The 567-nt window shown below is 72.8% G+C and carries 1 pseudogene; it reads left to right on the top strand.

The window, feature by feature from the left end:
- Positions 1 to 544: pseudogene (locus ACYVIH_RS22695) on the top strand (IS21 family transposase); the annotation flags it as partial.
- Positions 545 to 567 lie beyond the last annotated feature (23 nt).

Here is a 567-nt window from a genome sequence, read left to right as displayed (position 1 = left end):
CCTGCTCGGGGCGACGGTGTGGGTCCGCACCTACGGCGTCGGCGCCGATGAGCAGGTCGTCATCGTCCACGTCGGCGAGGACGGGCCGGTCGAGGTCGCCCGCCACCAGCGGGCCACGCCCGGCACGCCGAAGATCGACGACGCGCACTTCCCACCCCAGCCCGAAGGGCCGCTGGACCGCCGGCCGCGCGCGAAGAACGCCGCGGAAGCGGAGTTCCTCGACCTGGGCGAGGGCGCGAGGCTGTGGCTGGTCGAGGCCGCCGCCGCGGGCACACCGCGGATGCGCGTGAAGATGACCGAAGCGCTCGCGCTGGCCAAGCTGTTCGACCCCGTCGAGGTCGACTGGGCACTGGGCCACGCCGCGGTCCACGGCCGGTTCGCCGAAGCCGACCTGTCCTCGATCCTGGACCACCACGCACGAGCACCGAAGGCAGGTGAGCATCGGGCCAGTGAGGAGTCCTCGCTGACCCAGGGCACCAGCGCGTGGGCACGACTCGGAGCGCCGGTGCAGGCATCGGGCAGCGACGAGCAGGTGATCGCGTGAAGACCACCGCCACGACCACGAGC

Source organism: Nocardioides pakistanensis (assembly GCF_054781215.1).
This window is presented reverse-complemented; position numbering and strand designations above follow the sequence as displayed.